At 72.4% G+C, this 4,621-nt stretch carries 3 protein-coding genes; all 3 read right to left on the bottom strand.

The annotated features are described in order from the left end of the window. Positions 1-1,178, bottom strand: a 1,178-nt coding sequence (gene murF, locus CCN56_RS27865; RefSeq protein WP_086830703.1) for a UDP-N-acetylmuramoyl-tripeptide--D-alanyl-D-alanine ligase, incomplete at its 3' end; no start/stop codon positions are given. Between the two features lie 4 nt (positions 1,179-1,182). Next, a complete protein-coding gene (locus tag CCN56_RS27860) occupies positions 1,183-2,856 on the bottom strand; it encodes a UDP-N-acetylmuramoyl-L-alanyl-D-glutamate--2,6-diaminopimelate ligase (protein WP_086830701.1) in 1,674 nt (557 codons plus the stop codon). A 16-nt stretch (positions 2,857-2,872) separates the two neighbouring features. Beyond that, positions 2,873-4,621, bottom strand: a 1,749-nt coding sequence (locus CCN56_RS27855) for a penicillin-binding protein 2 (RefSeq protein ID WP_107484232.1), incomplete at its 5' end; no start/stop codon positions are given.

Below are 4,621 nucleotides of genomic sequence, written 5' to 3'. Positions count from 1 at the left end.
CGGACGGCGAGCCGTCCGACCGCGTCGTGCTCGACGAGCGATGCGTCACCGAGCTCGGCCATCTTGCCGAGCACCGCCCACGTACGAGCCCCTCGGGCCTGTGCGGCCCTGCCCATGGCCGCGAGCGCGCGCAGGGCGGCTCGCATGGACTCGGGGTTCGCGTTGTAGGCGTCGTTGACGATCGTCACGCCGTCCGGACGCTCGGTGACCTCCATGCGCCAGCGCGACAGGGTGCCGGCCTCGGAGAGCGCGGTGGCGATCTCTTCGACTGGCATTCCCAGCTCGTGCGCGACGGCGGCCGCTGCGAGCGCGTTCGACACGTGGTGCTCACCGTACAGGCGCAAGGTCACGTCACTGCACCCGGTGGGTGTGTGAAGCCTGAAAGAAGGCTGTCCGTTCGCTGTGAGGTGGACGTTCTCGGCCCGTACGGCCGCTTCGTCCGCTTCGCCGAACAGGGTCACGCGGGCCTTGGTGCGGCTCGCCATCGCGCGGACGAACGGGTCGTCGGCGTTGAGGACCGCGATGCCGCCCTCCTCGGCGGACGGCAGGGACTCGACGAGTTCGCCCTTCGCCTGGGCGATCTGCTCCCGGCCGCCGAACTCGCCGATGTGGGCGGTGCCCACGTTGAGCACGAGGCCGATACGGGGCGGGGTGAGCCCCGTGAGGTAGCGGATGTGGCCGATGCCGCGGGCGCCCATCTCCAGGACCAGGTGCCGGGTCTCGTCGCTCGCGCGGAGCGCCGTGAGCGGCAGGCCGATCTCGTTGTTGAGCGAGCCGGGCGTCCACACGGTGGGCGCGTGCCGGTCGAGGACCTGGGCGATCAGGTCCTTGGTGGAGGTCTTGCCGGCCGAGCCGGTGAGGGCGACGACATCGGTGCCGAGCCGTTCGACCACCGCTCGGGCGAGGGCCCCGAGCGCGGCCTGGACGTCGTCGACGACGATGGCGGGGGCGCCGACGGGCCGGGCGGCGAGCACGGCCACCGCTCCGGCCGCGACGGCGCGCTCCGCGTAGTCGTGGCCGTCGACGTGCTCACCGGCGAAGGCCGCGAAGAGGCTGCCGGCCCGCACCTCGCGGGAGTCGATGACGACGGGCCCGGTGATCCGGGTGGCCGGATCCGGTATGTCGTGCGCCTGCCCGCCGACGATTTCGGCGATCTCGGCGAGGGAGAGGGCGATCACTGCTTCATCCCTGACTGTTCTCGTGACGGTGTGCGTCCTGCTGGCTCTGCTGGTTGAGAATCGCCTCGCGCAGGACCTCGCGGTCGTCGAAGGGGCGGACGACCCCGGCGATCTCCTGGCCCTGCTCGTGGCCCTTGCCGGCGACCAGGACGGTGTCGCCGGGCCGTGCGCGGGCGACGGCGGCGGCGACGGCGGCGGCCCGGTCGGGTTCGACCAGGACGTCGCCGCGCTCCCCCGCGGGCACCTCGGCGGCGCCGGCGAGCATGGCGCTGAGGATCACCAGGGGATCCTCGGAGCGGGGGTTGTCGGAGGTCAGGACGGCGGTGTCGGCGAGCCGGGCGGCCGCGGCGCCCATCGGGCCGCGTTTGGTGGTGTCCCGGTCGCCGCCGCAGCCGATGACCACGTGCAGCCGGCCCTCGGTGACCTCGCGCAGGGAGCGCAGGACCGATTCGACGGCGTCCGTCTTGTGCGCGTAGTCGACGACCGCGAGGTACGGCTGGCCGGCGTCGACCCGCTCCAGGCGGCCCGGGACGCCGGGCACGGCGGCGATGCCCTCGGCGGCGGCCTTCGGGTCGAGGCCGGCGGCGGCGAGGGTGGCGATCGCGGCGAGGGTGTTGGCGACGTTGAACGGGCCGGGCAGCGGGGCGGTGGCCGAAATCCGCTCGCCCTCGGGGCCGACGGCCGTGAAGGTCGAGTCGTGGGAGCCGAGGACGAGGTCCTCGGCGCGCCAGTCGGCCCCGTCGCGGCCCTCGGCGGAGAAGGTGACGACCGGGACGGTCGCCTCCGCGGCGAGCCTGCGACCGTAGGCGTCGTCGAGGTTGACCACGCCCAGGCGGCTGCGGCGGGGCGTGAAGAGCCCGGCCTTGGCCTGGAAGTAGTCCTCCATGTCGGAGTGGAACTCCATGTGCTCCGGGCTGAGGTTGTTGAAGACGGCGACGTCGAAGACGCAGCCGTCGACCCGGCCGAGCACGAGGGCGTGGCTGGAGACCTCCATGGCGACCGCCTCGACGCCCCGCTCGCGCATGACGGCGAAGAGCGCCTGGAGGTCGGTGGCCTCGGGGGTGGTGCGCTCGGACTTGATGCGCTCGTCACCGATCCGCATCTCGACGGTGCCGACGAGGCCGGTCTTCCGTCCGGAGCCGCGCAGGCCCCCCTCGACGAGGTACGCGGTGGTGGTCTTGCCGGAGGTGCCGGTGATGCCGATCTGCAGGAGGTCCTCGCCGGGGCGCCCGTAGATCGCGGCGGCGAGTTCGCCCATCCGGCCGCGCGGATTCTCCACGACGAGGACCGGGAGGCCGGTCGCGGCGGCGCGCTCGGCGCCCGCCGGGTCGGTGAGGATCGCGGCGGCGCCGAGTCCGGCGGCCTGGGCGGCGAAGTCGGCGCCGTGGAGGCGGGCGCCGGGCAGGGCCGCGTACAGGTCCCCGGGGCGCACGGCCCGCGAGTCGTGCGTGATGCCCGAGATCTCGGCGGCCTGGGGGGCGTCGGCCCCCAGCTGCGCGGCCAGGTCGCCCAGGGGTGTCGGGCGGGCCTGCTCCGGCCGGGGTGGGGCGTTTCGGTACTGATCAGCGTGTGGCACGGCGGTGAGCGTACCGGGCGCACCCTGTGCGGGGCCAAAAGAGCCCGGGGCCTCGCCGGAGTTCGATTTCCGGTTCCCGGAATGTGGGGTGATCGTTGTCACTGGTGCTCCCGGAGTGTCACGGGGTGGGTTCGAAGTCGACCGGCAGTCGGGCGGGGGCGGTGCCCGTGGGGGCGACGTGGAGGGTCTTGAGGGCGAACTCCATGACCTTCTTGTAGATGGGTCCGCAGATCTGGCCGCCGAAGTAGCTGCCCTTGGTGGGGTTCTGGATGGCGCAGTAGACGGTGATCTGCGGGTCGTCGGCGGGGGCGAAGCCGGCGAAGGAGGCGGTGTACCCCTTGTAGTAGCCGAGCTCGGGGTCGACGCGGTTGGCGGTGCCGGTCTTGCCCGCGACGCGGTAGCCGGGGATGGCGGCCTTGGTGCCGGTGCCCTCCCGGTCCTTGACGACGGACTCCAGCATCCGCGCGAGGGTCTTGGCGGTCTTCTCGCTGACGACCCGGGACTCCTGGGGCGCGGGGGCCGCCGCGAAGCGCCCGTCGGGGCCCTTGGTGCCGCGCACGAGGGTCGGTGCGATCCGTACGCCTCCGTTGGCGATGGTCGAGTACACGGAGGCGGCCTGCATGGCGCTGACGGAGAGGCCCTGGCCGAAGGGGATCGTGTACTGCTGCGAGGTGGACCAGTCCTGGGGCTTGGCGAGGATGCCGGGGGTCTCGCCGGGGAAGTTCAGGCCGGTGGGGCTGCCGATGCCGAACTTGCGCAGGTAGGAGTGGAGGACCCGGTTGACCTCGGCCTGGTCCTTGCCGAGCTGGCCGGTGGCGAGGATGGTGCCGATGTTGCTGGACTTGGCGAGGACGCCGTTGAGGGTCAGGTACCAGGTGATGTGGTCGACGTCGTCCTTGAAGAGCCGGTCGCCGCGGTGGAGCCGGTTGGGGACGGTGACGTGCGTGTCGGGGGCCGCCTTGCCCTCCTCCAGGACGGCGGCCATGGACATGACCTTGGCGGTGGAGCCGGGCTCGTAGGCGTCCTGGAGGGCGGCGTTGCCCATGGCGGCCGAGTTGGCGGCGGAGAGGTCGTTGGGGTCGAAGCCGGGGGCGTTGGCCATGGCGAGGACCTCGCCGGTCCTGGTGTTCTGCACGACGACGTAGCCGCGGTCCGCCCTGGACTTCTTCACCTGCTCGGTGATGGCCTGCTGGGCGGCCCACTGGATGTCCCGGTCGATGGTCAGCTCGATGTCGGAGCCGGGGACGGCGGGGGTGCCCTGGGAGCCCGCGGTGGGCACCTGGCGGCCGCCGGACTGGGTGAAGCGGATCTTGCCGTCCTTGCCGGCGAGCTCCCCGTCGAGCATGGACTCCAGGCCGCCCGCGCCCTTGCCCTCGGCGTTGACGTAGCCCAGTATCCCGGCGGCCAGCCCGCCGTTCGGGTACACGCGCTTGGTGCTGGGCTCGCTGAGGATGCCGCCGAGGAGGTTGATGCCGTTGCCGCCGACGGCCTGCGCCTTCTGCCCGTAGACCTTCTTGAGGTCCTTGATCTGGTTCCAGACCTGCGGGGTCTGCTTGCGGGCGAGCACGATGTAGCGGATCTTGGGGGTGCGGAGCTTCTTCGCGAGCTCGGCGGGTTCCTTGCCGAGGATCGGGGCGAGGAGCGCGGCCGCCTGCTCGGGGGCGTCCGCGATCTTCGCGTCCTCGCGGGTGAAGAGCTTGGGGTCGGCGGTGATGTCGTACGCGTCGACGCTGGCGGCGAGCGCGATGCCGTTGCGGTCGGTGATCTCGCCCCGCTCGGCGGAGAGCGTGTATTCCTGGAAGCGGTACTTGTCGGCCTTCGCGGCGTACGCGGAGGCGTCGACGGCCTGGACCTGGTCATGCTGGTC

It is taken from the genome of Streptomyces sp. NRRL B-24572, assembly GCF_002156145.1.
In the GTDB taxonomy this organism is placed as follows: Bacteria; Actinomycetota; Actinomycetes; order Streptomycetales; family Streptomycetaceae; genus Streptomyces; species Streptomyces vietnamensis.
Note: the sequence above shows the minus strand (reverse complement) of the source record. Positions and strands in the feature narration are given on the sequence as shown.